The following is a 17642-nucleotide window of genomic DNA, read 5'->3' on the forward strand; positions in this document are numbered from 1 at the left end:
AAATGTAAAAAACTCTGCTGGCAATACCTACAATTTCTAATAGTATTGCCAGCAAGTTTTAACAGTGATGATTCGAGAGGTTGATAACGAAACCAGTCTTCTCACCTTTTCTTAAAAACACACTATGTCAACTTGTGCAGATAAAGGCTATTCAATTAGTATCAACTTTCATTATTCGGAATAAAATCCAAAACATTGGCATTAATACAGTATCTATCTGTGCCTTTAGGCCCTTCTTTTTCAAATACATGACCTAAATGGATACCAGTTGATTTTGATCGGATCTCAGTTCTTACCATGCCATAACTCAAGTCCTGATGGTACGTCACACTGTCTTTAACTGGATATTTAAACGATAACCAACCTGTGCCTGAATTAAACCTATCTTTCGTATCAAACAATGGTGCACCACTAAGCTTATCGACAAATACACCCTCTCCTGTATTTTTAAAAATATCATACTGCTTGCAAAACGGTCTCTCTGTACCCTTTTGAAACGCAATCTTATATGCTTCTGTGTCACCTAACTTAAAAGCGCCGAGCACCTTATAGAAGGTCTCTCTATTCATAAAACCTTGATACCCTGCGACCTCTTTGCCATCTTCAATAAGTAAAATAGTTGGTGTCGCCCAAGTAGCCGACATTATATCTATGCCTTGTAACTGATCTGCGTACCTATAGTGAAGTGGAATTGATCCTTGATAGTCATTGAGTACGGTGCTTTTTAATTTTTCGCAATATGGGCAGTAACTGCGAGAATCTAGAATGACAATATGTTTACCACTCTTCAAAACATCGTTATCAACAAATTTTGTTTCTTTTTTTTCAAAAGTCACCCCTGTACTGTGATCTGGACAATATCCGTTGGGGTTTTTTGCTAAATAATTCTGATGGTACTCCTCCGCTGAATAAAATCGTTCAAGTGGCTTAATTTTGGTTTGAATATCTCCGTAACCTTCTTGTTGTAATAACAACTGGTAACGCGCTTTTAAATCATGAGCTTGCTTGGCTTGTTCATCTGTATCAAACAAAATAATTGAACGATATTGAGTACCCACATCGTTCCCTTGGCGATTCTTTTGCGTAGGATCATGACTTTCAAAATACGACTTAATCAGAGACTCAGTTGAAATCAAATTAGCGTTATAAGTAACTTTCACCACTTCTGCATAATTGTTTTCATCAAAACGTCTACGAGGGCTGATAATATTTTTATAAGTTGCTTTAAAACCTCGACCATCAGCATAACCAGACTCGGCATCAATCACACCTTTCATAGCTTCATAGCGTTTCTCTGGCCCCCAAAAACACCCAGAGCCAAGCACAAGCGTTTGAATATTCACACTCGCATTTTCCATTTCAGGCTTTGGCATATCAGCGCCATAGCTAAAAGCCGAACATAAACCCAGTAACAAAGTAAAGGTAATCTGCCTTTTCACTTAAATGCTCCTATCATAGTCATCTAATCAATGGGACCGTGCTTCCCTTAAAACCATTTCAAAATTTTGTATAGTAATGACAAGCACACCAAGTCTAAAAACTGCGATATTAGTGACATATCTAGAATAAATATGAATAAAAACCTTATTTTTTAACTAAGTTTTTATGCGCTATGCAAAGTTTAAATCTGATTGCTACACTCATTTCACACGTGCTATTTGTTCGCTGCAATTGCAACTCACCCTACAATACGAGCAGTTCAACGACATTAGATTAATATGCCTATTAAAATAAGGTAAAACATTGCCACGCAATATCCAGAGGATTATAAAAATGTCTTTTATCTCTCGCCTTTCAGCGATCGCAGTCGCACTTGGTACATCAATTTCGGTCAACGCTGCAGACATCCAATTCACTTCTACACTTGATAACGCAGATTCTTTAGTTGTGTTCAAAGCTGAAGATAAAAAATCGGCTTTCAAGTTTCTAGACAAACCGACTAGAGCGCAATTAAACAGAGCATTAGAAAGTGAAGACTTCCAAGGTAAATTTGGAAAAACAGTTGAAGTACTAGCGCCGGTATCCTCTGACTATAAACGCATTATTGTGGTTGGTCTTGGTAAAGAAGACGAACTAAACGCAAGCAAAATGACAAAACTTGGTGGCAACTTACACGCCAAGTTAGAAGACAAAAAGTCTGCCAGTGTTGCAGTAGCTTTTGAAGACTTTGACGGTGAGTTAAATAACTCACAGCTTGCGGCTCAACTAGCACATGGTATCAACCTTCGTGACCACACTTTTGAAGTGTACAAAAAAGAGCCAAACAATTTTAATGTAAGCTATAGCATTGATGTAGACAGCAAACGTAAAGCAGCTAAAGAGTACATCACTCTCGAGCACATTCAATCAGGTGTTTTCTTAGCGCGTGACCTTACATCAGAAATTGCATCAGAAATGACACCTGTTGATTTTGCAAAAGCAGCAAAAGAGCTTGAGCAATATGGTGTAGAAGTCAAAGTACTAGAGCCTGCTGAAATTAAAGAACTAGGCATGGGTGCACTAGAAGCAGTAGGTCGTGGTAGTGCGCAAGGTTCACGCCTTGTTATCGCACACTATAAGGGAAACAACGACACGCCTATCGCATTAGTTGGTAAAGGTATTACCTTTGACTCAGGTGGTTATAACGTTAAAACAGGCAAATCTATTGCGTTAATGAAAGTAGATATGGCTGGTGCTGCTGCTGTACTTGGTACCGTACAGGCTATGGCAAAAGCAAAAGCAGATGTAAATGTGGTTGCTGTAATGCCTATGGCTGCAAACATGGTATCTGAAAACTCTTTCGCACCAGGTGATGTGCTTCGCACAGCGGAAGGCCTAAGTGTTGAAGTCCTTAATACGGATGCTGAAGGTCGTCTAATTTTAAGTGATGCTTTATGGTACGCTCGTGAGTTCTATAAGCCAGAAATCATGATTGACCTCGCTACATTAACTGGCTCAAAAATCCGCGCAGTTGGTAACGATTACTCTGCTATCTTCTCAGAAGACGACGAGCTAGTAAAAGAGTTCACCATTGCAGGTCAAACCGTTAACGAACAAGTATGGCGTTTACCTCTCGGTTATAAAGACGCGCTTAAGTCTGATATCGCAGACATGACAAATGTCGGTTCATATGGACCAGGTGCAACAACTGCAGCGACTTTCTTGCAGCAGTTTGTTGGCGACACACGTTGGGTACACCTTGATATTGCAGGTAATGCAATTTCTAAGAAAACCAAAGATGAAGTACCAGCAGGTGGTACAGGTTATGGCGTACGAATTCTTAGTGAATGGTTATTAAGCAGTAACTAATCTATTTTCAGAAAAGGCCATGCAATTGCATGGCTTTTTTTGTTATTTCTAATAGTGTGGCCTCGCACACCAGAAATATGTATATTAAACACGCATATTCACCTAATATGACAACGCCAAAATAATAAGAATATCGTGTTGCAAATTATAATAAAGACAACGTAATGACTAACAACAAGATCTATATCCTAGGCGAGCGTGCACTCGTTTTAGAGATCACACAAGGTAGCCTATCCCAGGAACAACAAAGTAAACTTTTCGCGCTTCACGCGTGGATGCGAGACCAAAAGGCCTTTATTGATATAGTCCCTGCAAAAACCACAATCACTGGCTATTTGATGCATTCTCAAGACCCAGAATATTGGTTAGATAAGATGCAAGATGCTTGGCAAAACATAAAGCCAGAATCTTATGAACCAACTGTCCATACAATTTTGACACATTATGGAAAACATTTTGGGCCAGACCTTGAGTCTGTCGCTAGTTTAACCGGCCTTTCACAGTCTCAAGTGGTAGAGCTTCATAGTCAATGCAGCTACCAAGTTAAGTTTTTGGGCTTTTTGCCCGGCTTCGCTTACCTTGGAGAATTAAACTCGCAACTACACTTGCCGAGACTGGACTCACCAAGAACGCATGTTCCAAAAGGATCCGTGGCCATCGCACAAGACTTAACCGCTGTGTACCCGAGCGAATCTCCGGGTGGTTGGAGATTAATTGGTCATACAGACACCGCATTATTCAATCATAATTTAGATTCACCCAGTATTTTACAACCTGGAGACGTTGTGAAATTTATACCTAGCACGGAGGGCATATGCTAACAATCTTAAAATCTGGTATTCAAGCATGTATACAAGATTTAGGAAGAGAAGGCTTTAGGCACTTAGGGGTTTCACAATCTGGTGTGTTAGACCCATTGGCAGCAAAAAGTGCCAATATACTGCTAAACAACCAACAAGAAACACCTGTTATAGAAATTACAGTGGGTCTATGTCAGTTTAAGTTTGAGAAACCAACAAATTTTGCAATTACAGGGGCTGATCTTGGTGCAAAGCTTTCTGGGCGGCCATTGGCGGTTGGTTGGCGCTACTATGCTAACCAGGGTGATACGTTAACATTTGCTACGAGTAAAACCGGGCTTAGAGCCTATTTAGCGATCCAAAATGGTTTTTCAAAATTATCCTCTGTCATGAATTCTTATTCTACAGACTTACAAGCTAAGTTTGGTGGCATAAGTGGAAAACCTCTTACTGATGGTGACATGCTTGAATATGAGACCAACACAGCTCTACGCTCCATCGGTGCTGCGCTGCCAGAGTATACTGACACAATACGTGTCATTGTAGGGCCTCACATAGATATCATGCCAAAAGACAAACAACAAAGCTTGTTTGAGCAAAATTGGGGGGTATTGCCGCAAAGTAATCGTATGGGCGTTAGGCTATCAAGCGAGGCTGACTTTACCCACAACATCAGCATTGCAAGCCAAGGCGTTTGCCCAGGAACAGTGCAATTGCCGCCAAATGGCGAACCCATTGTGCTATTGAATGACTGCCAAACCACGGGCGGTTACCCCATCGTTGGTCAAGTTATTGAGGCAGATCTTAGACAGTTTAGTCAGCTTAGTACTGGCCAAAAATGTAAGTTTTTATCCGTCGATAGGACGCAAGCTTTACAGGCAAAAACGCAACAATTACAACATTTAGCACAGCTTGAAATCGCTGTACAACATCACAATAAGAAAAACACATGACTGAATTAAACTTACTCCCACTTACGGGGATTTTGGTAGTCGTATTGGGCTTTGCCCTGCGGTTCAATCCCCTATTAGTCGTCACCGCAGCCGGTCTTATTACTGGTTGGGCTGTCGACCTAAACTTTTCTGAATTACTAGCCACCTTTGGCGAAAAATTCATGAATTCGAGGCAACTTGCCAGCTTCTTACTCATCTTACCCGTGATTGCTATTTTAGAGCGCTATGGTTTACAAAACCGTGCTAAAAACTGGATAGCCAACATCAAAGGCGCAACCACTGCCAGAATACTAGGTATGTACTTTGTTGTACGTGAATCCTCTGCAGCTCTAGGACTTTTAAGCCTTGCAGGTCAAGCACAAACTGTGCGTCCACTACTTGCTCCCATGGCGCTAGGCGCAGCCGCGAACCAACATGGTGAATTGCCAAAAGAAGTAAAAGATATGATCAGTGCACATTCGGCTGCATGCGATAACATTGCAGTCTTCTTTGGCGAGGATATCTTTATCGCCTTTGGCGCAGTCTTGTTGATGGATGCGTTTTTGAAAGAAAATGGTATAGCGGGCATAGAACCACTTCATATCGGTTTATGGGCGATCCCCACTGCTATTTTTGCGCTTATTGTTCATTTATTCCGCCTCGCCCGACTTGAAGCCAAAATTTGCAACAAAATTGCTGAAATCAGACAGCAAGAAGCACAAAACAAATCAGCAACGTCCGAGGAACCAGCATGAGCGCAGTAAATCATTCATCACAAGCTGAAGTACCGGCATTACTTTCCATTGAAAATATTTATTTGTTGATCGGGTTTTTAGTATTATTCCTCGTTGTCAAAACACTTCAAGATAAAGGGCACCCAAAACGCTACACCACTGCCCTGTTTTGGATGTTGTTTGGTAACGTATTTTTATTTGGCGACCTTTCAATTGCTCTTATTGGCGAAACGCTAACGTACCAATGGGTTGGTGTGAGTGTTATCATCATCGCCCTGCTAGCAGGCATGGGCAAGGTATCCATGGGAACTTATTACACGCCAAGCGATGAAGAACTCGATCAAAGTGCAAAATCAATTGGCAACAAACTATTTATACCTGCGGTACTGATCCCAATTATCACCGTAATTTGCACATTATTCTTGGGCGGTATTAACCTAGGTGGTACCTATTTATTTGACCAAAACCATTTAACACTAGCGTCGTTAACTCTGGCGTGTGGTGGTGCTTTATTGGTGGCTTGGAAGTTCACTTCTGGTAGCCCAATTCAAGCAATTGGCGAGTCTAGACGCCTTGTTGACTCCATTGGTTGGGCTGCAATTTTACCACAAATGCTCGCCATGCTTGGTGGCGTATTTATTGTGGCAAACACAGGTACCGCAATACAAGATATTGTGACTATGTTTATTTCGCCAGATAATCGCTTCATGCTCGTTGTGCTCTACTGTGTTGGTATGGCACTGTTTACCATGGTTATGGGTAACGCGTTTGCGGCATTCCCAGTGATGACCGCAGGTATCGCCGTACCATTTTTAATTCAAGGACATGATGCAAGCCCAGCGCCTCTGGTTGCGATAGGCATGTACTCGGGATACTGCGGTACGCTTATGACGCCGATGGCTGCGAATTTTAATATCGTGCCTGCAGCGCTGCTTGATTTAAAAGATAAATACCAAGTGATCAAAGTACAAATACCTACTGCGATCGCCCTACTCATCATCAATATTTTCTTAATGTACGGGGTAATATTTAATGACTAAACCGAATCACCCTACGGTATTAATAACCGGTTTTGAACCTTTTGGTGGCGAAGAGATCAACCCATCATGGCAAGCTGTGCAAAAATTAGAAGGATTAATCATCGAGGGCCACATGGTGGTGACTCGTGAATTACCTTGTGAATTTGATACGTCACTGGAATCTCTATATAACAGCATTGCGCTTCACGAACCAAATCTTGTTTTATGTGTCGGTCAAGCTGGCGGCAGAAGTGATATCACCATCGAGCGTATTGCTATCAATATCAACGATGCAAGGATCAAAGACAATGCAGGCCACCAGCCAATCGATACCCCTGTAATTAAAGACGGTCCAGCGGCAGTATTTGCCAAGCTGCCGATAAAACAGATGCTCTGGGATCTACACGAAGCGCACATTCCTACCAGTATTTCAAATACTGCTGGCACCTATGTGTGTAATCATGTGATGTATGGTTTATGTCACTATATCGAAACACACAAGGCCAATTTGAAAGGCGGGTTTATCCATATTCCATATTTGCCTGAGCAGGCAGTGCACCACAGTGGTGCACCAAGTATGGCGGAGTCTACAGTCATTGCAGCACTGAAAGCCATGGTTGCTTCTGCTTTGACTCACGATCAAGACTTAGCCATCGCTGCGGGCACCACCCACTAAGCCCCTGCCTTATTTTGGTGCAGAAATGCACCAAAATCCTCCTTTATTTTCTTCTCTTATGTTTAAAATTTTCTGTGTGACTTAGCCAAAGTTTTCTGTTAGTTATAGTTTAAGCTTTATAAAAAATAACAATATATATCGCAGTGATAAGCCACCAAGTCAGTGTATAACCACTGGGTGTCGTAACAGGAATGAGGGTACTATGTGTTCAATATTTGGTGTATTAGAAATTCAAGGCTCGGCTGATAAGTTAAGAGCACAAGCAATAGAAATGTCTAAAAAGCTTAGACATCGCGGACCTGACTGGTCAGGGGTATATTCAAGCGAAAAAGCTATTTTAGTACACGAACGACTTGCTATCGTCGGTGTCGCCAGTGGTGCGCAACCACTCTTTAACCCCGAGAAAACCCATGTACTTGCGGTAAACGGAGAAATTTACAACCACAAGACACTTGCCGAACAGTTGGAAGTACCATTCGAATTTCAAACAAAGTCTGACTGTGAAGTTATTCTGGCACTGTACAAACAGAAAGGGCCAGAGTTTTTAGATGACTTAAACGGTATTTTTGCTTTTTGTTTGTATGACGAAGAGCAAGATGCTTACCTTATTGGTCGAGATCATATTGGAATAATTCCACTGTATACTGGCCGCGACCAACACGGTAACTTTTATGTTGCCAGTGAAATGAAAGCCCTAACGCCAATTTGTACTCAAATAGAAGAATTTCCTCCTGGCCATTATTTATATTCAAAAGAAGGCACGTATCATAAATACTATCAACGTGACTGGGAAAAATATGATGCCGTCAAGGATAACCCAGCCAGTGCACTCGATGTTAAAAATGGCTTAGAAGCAGCCGTTAAAAGACAACTTATGTGTGACGTGCCTTATGGCGTGCTTTTATCTGGCGGTTTAGACTCATCTGTGATTTCTGCAATTACACAGCAATACGCCGCTAAACGAATAGAAGACAATGATGCCAGTGATGCATGGTGGCCCAAATTGCACTCTTTCTCCATTGGCCTTGAAGGGTCACCAGATTTAGCCGCAGCACAAAAAGTTGCAGACCAAATAGGTACCGTCCACCACCCTATTCACTTTACAGTGCAACAAGGTTTAGATGCGCTTAAAGAAGTTGTATATCACTTAGAAACATACGACGTGACGACGATTCGTGCATCCACGCCCATGTATTTGATGGCAAGATATATTAAAGCCATGGGGATCAAAATGGTGCTATCTGGTGAGGGAGCCGATGAGCTATTTGGTGGCTATTTATACTTCCACAAAGCCCCAAATAGTAAAGAGTTCCACGAAGAGCTTAATCGTAAAGTGTCAAAGTTACACATGTTTGATTGCCTGCGAGCCAACAAATCTATGGCAGCTTGGGGGGTTGAAGCTAGGGTGCCGTTTTTGGATAAAGAGTTTGTAGATATCGCCATGCGTACCAACCCTGAATACAAGATGTGTAAAGATGGCCGTATTGAAAAACATGTGATCCGCGAAGGCTTTGATGGTTATATTCCTGATGATGTGCTTTGGCGTCAAAAAGAGCAATTCTCAGATGGTGTTGGGTATTCTTGGATTGACTCGTTACGTGATTACGCACAGGCACAAGTGTCTGATCAAGATATAGCCAATGCACATTATCGTTTCCCAATTAATACGCCGGATAGCAAAGAAGCGTACTTCTATAGAACCATCTTTGAAGAGCATTTCCCGGGGGATGCCGCAGCTAAATGCGTCCCTCATGGTAAATCTGTTGCGTGCTCTACGCCTGAAGCACTTGCTTGGGATGCAAGCTTTGAGAACAATGCCGATCCGTCGGGTCGTGCCGCAAACGTACATAATGACGCATATAAGCAAAAGCAGTAATCCCTATCTTATTTGTTGACTATTCAAGCGGCCTATCAAATAAATTGTTAGCCTGCTTGAATAACCCTTCACATTATCGGTTTTTATCTTTGCTTTTACATACTACACTTGCAAACATATTAATCTAGTAGAGAAAAAACAATGATTGAACAAGGAAAACGCATTCCTGATTCGGTACTAACAGAACTTACTGCTGATGGTATGCAAAACCATACGTCAGACGCACTTTTTGCAGATAAAAAAGTGGTTGTATTTGCTGTTCCTGGTGCTTTTACACCAACCTGCTCAGCTGCGCATTTACCGGGTTTTGTTGCACTTGCTGACAAAATTAAAGCAAAAGGCGTTGATAGCATTATTTGTGTATCTGTAAACGATGCGTTTGTTATGAAGGCTTGGGGCGAAGCACACAATGCGGAAGCATTATTAATGTTGGGCGATGGCGATGCAAGCTTTACCAAAGCATTAGGCCTTGAAATGGATACTGAGACTTTTGGTGGCATTCGCTCACAGCGCTATGCAATGATTGTCGAGAACGGTGTTGTGACTCAACTAAATGTTGAAGCACCAAAAACTTTTGAAGTCAGTAAAGCCGAAGTTATTTTAGAAGCGCTTTAATCACTGATACCGTCAAACGAAAGGATCATTCTTTCGTTTGACTTATTTTTGTTAGGTAAATGACCCTTGAGCGACTTTTTGGCATTTCAATGGTGCCTATAGCACCATCAGTGTCGACAATCTTCTCTTTGATACCAAAAATACGCTCACCGTTTTAAAGTGTAAAAGTCATTATTGAGCGCAATGAGCTGACCACTGCTCAAGGATAGTTTGGTACGGCTTAATAAAGTGCTCTTCTGCAAATTTTCCCTGCTCAATCGCTAGGCGACTGCGTTCTTCTCGGTCATAGACAATTTGTGTAAGTGAATGGTCTAAGTTTTTCAAATTTGGCTTATACACAGCACCTGCGACTGCATTGGCATTATAAATTTCTGGGCGATATATTCTTTGGAATGTGCCCATCGTGCTGATTGTACTGATAAGCTCCAAGTTCGAGTAGTCATTCAGCAAATCACCGAAGAAGTAAAATGCAAATGGTGCAGCGCTGTTCGGCGGCATGAAATAACGCACTTGTAAGCCCATTTTTTTAAAGTACTGCTCAGTTAATGACGACTCATTGGGCAAGTATTCAAAACCCAACACAGGATGTTGATTTTCAGTTCTGTGATACGTTTTATTATCTGAAACACTTAAGCAAATCACCGGTAGTTTTTTAAAGTTTTGCTTATACGCCTCAGAATTCACGAAATACTGAAATAGTTTTCCATGTAAATCACCGAAGTCTTCAGGAATACTAAACTGTGGCTTGCCTTTATTGTAAGCAAGCAATCTAACGCTGAAATCGTAATCTCGTACATAGGATGAGAAGTTGTTACCTACAATACCCTCTATACGCTCACCAGTCTTGTTGTCTAGGATGTATGTTTTTAACACCTCGATAGAAGGAAAGCTTTCACCACCTCCATCAATATCAATATCTACAGAGATAATCTCAAGCTCTACTGAATAGCGGTCGCCTTGTGCGTTATCCCAATAAGCCAACGCATTAAAGTTATTATCAATCATTTTTAATGCGTTACGCAGGTTAGCTTGACGGCTTTCACCTCGGGCTAAATTTGCGAAGTTAGTCGTAATACGTGTGCTATTTGCCGGATGGTAATTTTCGTCTAATCGTAGGCTTTTAATTGTAAATGTGAAGTCTTTGCTCATGGTACTATTACATCCCAAATTAGTTAGGTAACCCTAAGTTTATGTCTCGCTCTATCGGGCTTCTTTTTCCAGGCTGCGACTCATCCTCCCTAAATTTGGCCCTATGGCGAACTTAAGATTTGGATTTTGGACATTTAGACGTCTAGAGCTATGCGATGAATTATTTATACTCTTAAAGCTAAATAATTAAAAATGTTATTAATTCAAATCGGACATGAGGAAAATTAATACACCATAAGAATCAATACCTATCGCTATATAAACGCATGATTTAAATGTGTTCTAAAGGTCAAATGCTGAGTTGAACGATGTCAAAATACATATCGTTACCTTCAAAATTACGAGATGCTAACCCCATTTCAATGCTGTAGTATTGCAAACTCAATTATAAGAAGAGATAAGTTGAATGAGTGAATCGCTATTATTGGTCCTATACTGCGCATTGCTTGGCAGTGGTGTTGGTTTCCTTGCTGGCTTGCTTGGTATAGGGGGCGGATTGGTGATAGTACCAATTTTGAGTGTTATTTTACTTCAATTTGAAATACTGCCTCCAAACCAAGTTGTTATAGCGGCCATAGCAACCTCACTTGCGTCGATATTATTTACATCGACTTCATCAGCACTTGCGCATCATAAAAATGGAAATGTGCCATGGGAATTGGCACCATGGATCATGACAGGTGTCGCGTTTGGTGCATTGCTCAGTGGATTTTTAGCCTCCCTATTACCAGAAGAAATGGTGAAATGGGTATTCGCTTCATGTGTAGCGCTCATCGCCCTTAAAATGCTCTATAGCAGTAACAAGCACGAAGGAAACGAAGAAAGAGTAATGCCAAATAAGGGCATTTTAACCGTTTTAACAACCATCACAGGTGGTTTATCTGCCATGATTGGTATTGGCGGTGGCGCTTTGTTAGTCCCTCTCCTCACTTATTTCTCTGTAAATATGAAAAAAGCGATTGGTTGTTCATCAGCTTGTGGAATTGTAATCGCTCTATTTGGTTCAATAGGTTATATAAGCTCAGGTGTTAATCATTTTGATTTAAAGGATGGGTTTGCAGGATTTGTTTATCTCCCAGCGCTCTTTGGCATAGTTTGTACGTCTTGGTTCACCGCCCCCCTGGGCGCAAAAGCAACAAATTATTTGCCTGTATCGACAGTGAAGAAAATCTTCGCTGGCCTGTTAGTTGTTATGGCCGGAAACATGGCTCTGAGTTAGGCTCTTTACCTATGCCCAACAGCCCCAGTTTGTATTTGGGGTTGCTTACCTATAGCTATCCCTTTCGCGTTCACCGTTGTTAATCCCCAGAATTTAAATTAATCCTAATTTTTTTGCTCGGAACTGACCAAAAACTGTATGCATAAAGTTGAAAATATAAAAATTTAAATAAAATCACCAACCAATTAAACAAGGCATTTACAAAAACAAAAAAATAAACAAAAATAGTCAACAGATGTGATAACAAGTTAGAAATAGCGATAATAATAATGAAAAAACCCATATTTCTGGCACTATTTACGTTGATAGTGTTTACAACGTCACTTTTTGCAGATGCACGTTCATCTACTTATGTACTCTGTTACAAGCAAAACAAAGTCGCATGGAGTGAAGAATACTATGACCCTCGCTCGGTGCAATCGGCATACTATCGTTGCGTCAACGAAGGCGGTGCACCACAGTTGGTTATTTATTAAAATCCAAACGGTTATAACGTTGATTATTACTTTGTAGGCATGTTCTAAGCCCCATCTATATGTTTACTAAACACGTTGGTTCTATCCATTTGTTCACCTCATTTTGATATCTAATCAACCAACGTTTAGCTGCTTTTTTCTCTTTGTGGCCATCGAACACCACAAACGATGAGGCATCAGCTATCATATCTGCTGAAAAATCAACTTTCTTAATTAAGTTATAGACACACGGGTTTGCTCTCTCTAAACCAGGCCAACCTGCTTTTCTCAACCACCCTTTTTTAGGATTGCCGCAATCATTAATCAGAGTGGAATTTATTCCCCAACTTGCGTCTGTTTCACATTCAATTGAATAAGAAGGAAATTCAACAAAACGACCCGGTATATGCAAATCTGTCCAGTTAGGTGTCCAATTGATTAGTACAATTGGCTCTTTATTTAGCCAAGCGATTTCAAGTTTACGCCATAGTTGATCTTCATTTTGGAGCCTCTCAATTGTAAAGTTCATCTTTAACGATCTGATCAAATCTGCATCTTGATAATCCCAATCAATAGTATAAAACACGCCTTTTTCAGGGTTAGACTCCTTAGCAAACAATAGTGCGCACTGATCAAGTGCTTTCCAATCTGGTAAACCTGGGCATACTTGCTCAACAAATTCTGGGTACCACCACTCTTCACGCACAACCACTTGGTGAATACCTAAGTCTGCTATCAAGTTATTTGCAACCATACGATTAAACTGGCCAGCCATTGATTGTTGCCAGATCTCAATTTGAAAATGAACTAACCCCTTTTGCATGGCGCCCCATTGATCACCAGCAGGCATATCGTGGTAGGTCACTGTGTTGCCATATTGCTCAATAATATCGCCAATGGCATATGACAAAACCCGTTGACTCATCCAGTTATTTAATGGAATTGCGATTTCAGATAACTTTTCTGAAGCACTCAACTTCAAAAATGGAAAACATAACGCGAAAAAAAGGAAATAAATTGTCAAAGTGTGTCGCATAAAAGCATTACCGAAAGCAATAGGAGATGTTTTAATTAATTTGCGTATCAAAGACCGCAAAGTTAAGTATAGTTGAGGTTTAAGAGCATACTAACTTTCAAACTTCACATACCTGTGCTTAGCCTTGCTCAATTAAATATGGAATAAAACAGCGCATTTCTTGAAACTGAATTATGATTTGGTAAAACGCTTAATAGAAGATGTTTGACACTGAGCACAAATGCAAAAGCACACTGCCTGTAGCTATGGCAGTGCGTTAACCACTATCTTACCAAATATAAGTTCCTTGAATTGGATAACTGCCAGGCATTTCAATTTCACGAGAAATACTCAAAGTCTCTAAATCAATTTCTATGATACGGCCATCATCACTTGCCGCAGTATAGAAATAGCGGTCATTTTTTGGATCAAAAGAAGACGTATGAGACTGCGTCTTTCTGCTATTTGACGATGCAGGAGGACTGACTTCGATATTCGCCAATTTTGTATGACTGTTTAAATCTATTACTGTCATAAATGTGTCTGAATGGTTAGTAGAAACAGCCAACATACGTCCAGGGATCATCGTTGTATGGCCATTGCCAGTGCCAGTATCGATAACAGACACAATTTCCATCGATACCTTATTGATAACATATGTTTTGCCTTCATTTGATCCAAGATAGATATGAACCCCATCAGGATGGAAAGATGCGTGATGCGCCCCCATTTCCTGGACATCGACTGTGGTCGTAGGCATCAACTTTATCTGCTGCTGGTATATTTTTTTATCTGAAAGTTCAAATGCCATGATCCCAGGTGCAATACCCTGCTTTGGCGCACCTTCCAATACAGCATAAAATACATTTTTCTGTGCGCCTTTAGAGTTAGGTGCCGCTAAAATATGATGTACCGATGTAGGTGTGGGTAAAGTATAGGTATGTGTAATTGAATACTCTCCCTGTGCAGTTTTTACCTCATATAGCTCTAGTGTTCGCCTAGCCCTATCTAAAATTAAAAACTGACTATCAGTTAACCAGAATGGGTGCCCTGTTGCTAAGCTGCCACCAAAATCTGAGGGGGTTAGAGCGCGCTCATTTCCTACTGTTGCGATGACCTCGTTGGTAGTTGTATCTATGATACTCGTGACCGCTTTTTGAGTACCAGACACTGCAGCTAGCTTTTTATTCTTATTATATGTAACTGAGCGAGGAAAGTGAGTTAACGGTATGACTCCACCAATCTCTAACGACTTGCTCGCAAGTATATCTAGAGACTGCGTATTCCTTGTTGTTACGTAGACTTGCTCTAAACCCGCTTTATCGATTGGGTAAGGACTATCACCAATCGTATTTAAAACCTCTTTCAACTTCATTGTCTGAGGCTGAAATGTGACGACCTGATTATTCTCCTTATCAGCGTAAAAACCAGTACTATGGCTGTGTGCAATAGCAGACTGAATGCTTAATGTTGACAATATAGAAATCAGTAAGACCGTTTTTCTCATTTTTTTTCCTTTCTTTTTGATTTTAACAATGAGAGAAGAACGAACAGATTTAAAAGTCAGGGTAAGTGCCTAAATCCAGTTGATTTAAACCTGACAACATTCTTCCTTGTTCTAATGATTATTGCAGAATCACATTAAGTAGGTTATACCCTTTATAGGTTCAAAGATAGAAAAGAACCCAGATTATGAGCAAATATCAACTTATTACATAGATGCTCGACATCAAGGTTATGTATCCTCCACACCACCGAGCTTAACTTGATTACGACCATTACTTTTTGCTCTGAACAAAGCCATATCCGCATCATCAAATAACTGCTGGGCATTTATTTCATCGTGATGCGACCAGCAGGCAACACCGATACTCACAGTGACTAAATCATCTTCTGCAGCTTTATGTGGGATCGCGAGATCACAAACAGCAGCGCGTATTCTTTCAGCTATGTTCATAGCCGATTTTTCACTGGTATTTGGCAGTATTATCGCAAACTCTTCTCCACCAATACGTGCTAACAGTGCATTTTTTACAGTTAGTTTACTAGAAAGAGCCTGACATACATTTTGCAAGCAATAATCCCCCAACTGATGCCCATAATGATCGTTGTATTGTTTAAAGTTATCGATGTCGATCACCAGTAGGCTAAAGCTAGATTTATGTTTTTTACTGGTCTCAAATGTTTCGCTTAACTTTTTATCATATACTCGTCTATTTGCGATGCCTGTCAATGGATCCAAACTCGCTAAACGTAATAACTCATCTTCTCTGGCTTTAAAGTGCTTACTTGTATGATCAAGTAAATAGTTATAAGTCATACATAAAGAAGCGTTGTTTGAACCATGCTCCACATTCAAGTGTTGAGGTGTATGTTCACTGTTCGAAAGATTGTCAAATTGCTCCATCAACTCAATTAGCTCATCTTTCATACCATGCTCACCAAAATTTAATCCAATTGTTTCTGTTTGAGCTGATACACGTAATGGATGTACCTTGTTGACTAGCCACAAAAAGCTTAACCCAATCCCACATACCCAAAATGCACATGCCGCAACCCCAGTTAATTGAACTAGTAACTGCTCTGTATGAGATTCTAGCTTGAGCTGTTCTAGAGGAACAAACAACGCCACAGAAATAGTGCCCCAAACACCCCCACCTAAATGCACAGGTACAGCACTGACAACATCATCGATTTTGCACTTTTCTAATAGGTCACCGAGCAAAACACTGATACACCCAGAAATGGCACCAATAACAATTGCAGCAGGTAAACTTACTAAATCGGCGCTTGCAGAAATTGCTACCAGCCCCGCAAGTAAGCCATTCAACACATAACGGATACCTTGCATAGAATGTAAGTTCCATGACAGTAATAATGCGCTCACTCCACCAGCACATGCTGATAACGCCGTGTTTGAGAATACCCTCGCGAGTTCAGAGTTAGGTGTGTGAACACTGCCACCATTGAAACCAAACCAACCTATAAAGAGTAAAAAAGTACCCAGTGCTGACAAGGGTAAATTTTGGCAATACATTTCTTTTGATCGCCCTTCATGGGTAAATTTACCAAGCCTTGGGCCGACCTTGATCAATGCGATTAACGCAATCCAGCCCCCCACGGAGTGAACCACTGTAGCGCCTGCAAAATCAATGAACCCAATGTCAAATAACCACCCTACCTGCGCTTGTTCAAAATGTTTACCATTCCAAATCCAATGACCAACAACAGGAAATAAAACGGTTGCTGTAAGAAAAGAACAAATAATGTAACCCGAGAAACGCATTCGTTCAGCAACGGCACCCGATAAAATAGTCGCCGCTGTACCACAAAACATCATCTGAAATAAAAAATGCGCAAGTACATTGGGATTGTCGTAACTATTCAATGCAAAACCATCTGTACCAAGCACACCACTTTGGCTTGCACCATACATCAAACCATAACCTACAAGCCAAAAGCAGACTCCGCTGATGCAAAAATCAGCCACGTTTTTAAGGGCAACATTAATGTTATTTTTACTGCGTACCAAACCGCTTTCAAAACAAGTAAAGCCAGGTTGCATTAGTAGCACCAGCGCGGTGCACAGCAGTGTCCATGTGATGGAGATTGTTTGTGAGTCTATTTCAATATTTGCCAAAGATGCCCCATGCGATCAGATGGTTCATATATGCAGCTTAGACAAGCTCCTTCTAATTCTCCAGATGAATCACGTTGTATTCTTTCTGCTATTTTGAGCGTGCAAGTTCATTCAAAAACAGATACAAGCTTGCGTTCCAAAAAACTCTTTCATTTGGTTGAGAGGTAGAGTTAGTGTTTAAGCTGTATTTTTAACACACTAAGCTTATCAAATAGAAAAGTTGA

Annotated in this window: 15 protein-coding genes; 10 read left to right on the forward strand and 5 right to left on the reverse strand. The window is 40.8% G+C overall.

Annotated features, from left to right (window positions below; translation table 11 throughout):
• Positions 1-161: 161 nt before the first annotated feature.
• Positions 162-1373, reverse strand: coding sequence for a peptide-methionine (S)-S-oxide reductase MsrA (gene msrA / locus N473_RS15470; RefSeq protein WP_196766424.1), 1212 nt, complete (start codon positions 1371-1373; stop codon positions 162-164).
• Between the two features lie 400 nt (positions 1374-1773).
• On the opposite strand from msrA, the gene N473_RS15475 reads away from it, so the two are divergent.
• The 8 genes from N473_RS15475 to N473_RS15510 all read left to right on the forward strand — a co-directional run bounded on the left by N473_RS15475 (position 1774) and on the right by N473_RS15510 (position 9940).
• Positions 1774-3288, forward strand: coding sequence for a leucyl aminopeptidase (locus N473_RS15475; RefSeq protein WP_063368696.1), 1515 nt, complete (start codon positions 1774-1776; stop codon positions 3286-3288).
• 164 nt (positions 3289-3452) lie between these two features.
• The gene (gene pxpB / locus N473_RS15480) at positions 3453-4109 is read left to right on the forward strand and encodes a 5-oxoprolinase subunit PxpB (protein WP_063368697.1); all 657 of its coding nucleotides are present in this window, start codon (positions 3453-3455) and stop codon (positions 4107-4109) included.
• A complete protein-coding gene (locus tag N473_RS15485) occupies positions 4103-5041 on the forward strand; it encodes a biotin-dependent carboxyltransferase family protein (protein ID WP_063368698.1) in 939 nt (312 codons plus the stop codon). The genes pxpB and N473_RS15485 overlap by 7 nt, the downstream gene beginning before the upstream one ends.
• The gene (locus N473_RS15490; RefSeq protein ID WP_046355092.1) at positions 5038-5775 is read left to right on the forward strand and encodes a DUF969 domain-containing protein; all 738 of its coding nucleotides are present in this window, start codon (positions 5038-5040) and stop codon (positions 5773-5775) included. Before N473_RS15485 ends, N473_RS15490 begins: the two co-directional genes overlap by 4 nt.
• On the forward strand, positions 5772-6794 hold the full coding sequence (locus N473_RS15495; RefSeq protein ID WP_063368699.1) for a DUF979 domain-containing protein: 1023 nt from the start codon (positions 5772-5774) through the stop codon (positions 6792-6794). Before N473_RS15490 ends, N473_RS15495 begins: the two co-directional genes overlap by 4 nt.
• Positions 6787-7449, forward strand: a complete 663-nt coding sequence (gene pcp, locus N473_RS15500; RefSeq protein WP_063368700.1) for a pyroglutamyl-peptidase I — start codon at positions 6787-6789, stop codon at positions 7447-7449. Before N473_RS15495 ends, pcp begins: the two co-directional genes overlap by 8 nt.
• Positions 7450-7651: 202 nt before the next feature.
• Positions 7652-9325 carry an asparagine synthase B gene (gene asnB, locus N473_RS15505; RefSeq protein WP_063368701.1) on the forward strand — a complete coding sequence of 558 codons (1674 nt, stop codon included), beginning with the start codon at positions 7652-7654 and terminating at the stop codon, positions 9323-9325.
• Positions 9326-9466: 141 nt separating this feature from the next.
• A complete protein-coding gene (locus N473_RS15510) occupies positions 9467-9940 on the forward strand; it encodes a peroxiredoxin (RefSeq protein ID WP_063368702.1) in 474 nt (157 codons plus the stop codon).
• A gap of 171 nt (positions 9941-10111) precedes the next feature.
• Here the strand turns inward: N473_RS15510 and N473_RS15515 are convergent, their stop codons facing one another.
• The gene (locus N473_RS15515) at positions 10112-11089 is read right to left on the reverse strand and encodes a DUF1852 domain-containing protein (protein WP_063368703.1); all 978 of its coding nucleotides are present in this window, start codon (positions 11087-11089) and stop codon (positions 10112-10114) included.
• A gap of 406 nt (positions 11090-11495) precedes the next feature.
• Here N473_RS15515 and N473_RS15520 point away from each other — a divergent pair, with 406 nt between their 5' ends.
• Positions 11496-12308 (forward strand): sulfite exporter TauE/SafE family protein, encoded by an 813-nt coding sequence (locus N473_RS15520; protein WP_063368704.1) that lies wholly within the window; start codon positions 11496-11498, stop codon positions 12306-12308.
• Between the two features lie 269 nt (positions 12309-12577).
• Positions 12578-12784 (forward strand): hypothetical protein, encoded by a 207-nt coding sequence (locus N473_RS15530; protein WP_063368706.1) that lies wholly within the window; start codon positions 12578-12580, stop codon positions 12782-12784.
• A gap of 55 nt (positions 12785-12839) precedes the next feature.
• Here the strand turns inward: N473_RS15530 and N473_RS15535 are convergent, their stop codons facing one another.
• The 3 genes from N473_RS15535 to amt form a co-directional block, all read right to left on the reverse strand.
• Complete coding sequence (locus N473_RS15535) at positions 12840-13745, reverse strand: glycine betaine ABC transporter substrate-binding protein (protein WP_231099576.1); 906 nt, start codon at positions 13743-13745, stop codon at positions 12840-12842.
• 322 nt (positions 13746-14067) lie between these two features.
• Positions 14068-15285 (reverse strand): YncE family protein, encoded by a 1218-nt coding sequence (locus tag N473_RS15540; RefSeq protein WP_063368708.1) that lies wholly within the window; start codon positions 15283-15285, stop codon positions 14068-14070.
• Between the two features lie 228 nt (positions 15286-15513).
• On the reverse strand, positions 15514-17418 hold the full coding sequence (gene amt / locus N473_RS15545; protein ID WP_196766419.1) for an ammonium transporter: 1905 nt from the start codon (positions 17416-17418) through the stop codon (positions 15514-15516).
• Between the last annotated feature and the right edge of the window lie 224 nt (positions 17419-17642).

The organism is Pseudoalteromonas luteoviolacea CPMOR-1, assembly GCF_001625685.1.
In the GTDB taxonomy this organism is placed as follows: Bacteria; Pseudomonadota; Gammaproteobacteria; order Enterobacterales; family Alteromonadaceae; genus Pseudoalteromonas; species Pseudoalteromonas luteoviolacea_K.